Source organism: Agromyces humi (assembly GCF_009720255.1).
Taxonomy (GTDB): domain Bacteria; phylum Actinomycetota; class Actinomycetes; order Actinomycetales; family Microbacteriaceae; genus Agromyces; species Agromyces humi.
Window position 1 is genome coordinate 1 of sequence record NZ_WJSP02000660.1, and the last position, 1,107, is coordinate 1,107.

At 67.6% G+C, this 1,107-nt stretch carries 1 protein-coding gene; it reads right to left on the reverse strand.

Annotated features, from left to right (window positions below; genetic code table 11):
• A partial coding sequence (locus GH736_RS23300; protein WP_203230930.1) for a phosphoribosyltransferase domain-containing protein occupies nt 1–1,107 on the reverse strand: 1,107 nt, incomplete at both ends.

A 1,107-nucleotide genomic window follows, 5' to 3' on the forward strand; every position in this document is an offset into this window, starting at 1 on the left:
GCGGTCCAGATGCGCTCCGCGGCGGTGGCGACGTGGAGAGCAACCTGTCGGCGGTGCTCGGTCAGCGAATGACGGAACAGGTCTTGGTATGCCGGGGTGGGCTGGTACTCGATCGGCAGCGCCTCGGCGTAGTGCATTCCGCCGTTCTGCACTGCTTCCTCACGGTCCTCAGCGCTGACCTCGAGCGCGACGTCGGAGAGGTCCTTCAGGAGCCAGGTGACGTCCTCGGTCGGGTAGCTGCCGAACTCCGGTCCGCGGAGCGGCTCCGAGGCTGCCGGCATGGTCTGGGCTTCGATGATGTGGATCCTGTCTGTGCGCATGCTGAGCTGGGAAAGAAGGCTGTTCGCCGTCGCGGTGAGGGAGTCGGTCGCGGCGGGACCGCCGGTGATGATGACGACGGCGTCGTACTGAACGCCGACGTTGTAGAGGAACCTCGCTGACGTGTCACCGTCTGCCTGTGGGACCTGGTAGCTGATGACGTCCCGAATGCCGTAGTCGGGGTGGTCGTACGCGAGCGCCGGTGACCGGGTCGTCGCTCCGAAATGGACCAGCCCGCGGTGCGCCTGCTCGAGGTGGACGGCGGTGCGGAGCGGCACGTACATGTCCTCCTCGATCCCGAGCACGAGGGTGGAGCCGGTCAGGACCGGAGCGATCAGCGAGGCGATCTCCGAAGCGGCGTTGTCGAGGACGCGAAGGTCGGCGACCCCGTCGCGGGGGTGCGCGGTCGAGTTACGGTGTCCACGGACCACCACCGACGCCGGGGTGATCCGCTGCGCTGCGGGTGCGGCGAGGTCCGCTTCGATCTCCGCGATGACCTGCTGGGCTTCGGCGACCGCATCCAGCGGGATGGTCAGCTCGCCGCTGAACAACGACACCACCGACAGGTCGATTCCGAGTTCGTCGGCGAAGTGGGCGAGCTCGGTGCGGGATCTGGCGTCTCGGAGGTCCGCGAGCGTCGCGATGACGTATCGGCTGCGCGGGGTGAGGGTGTTCAGCATCCGGATGGTGTTCCGGGCGGTCTTCCCCGTGGTCAGTTCGTCGTCGACGAGGACCACGGTCTTGGATCGGTCGTCGAGCGCTCCACGGTCAGCCGGGGTGAGGTAGTGG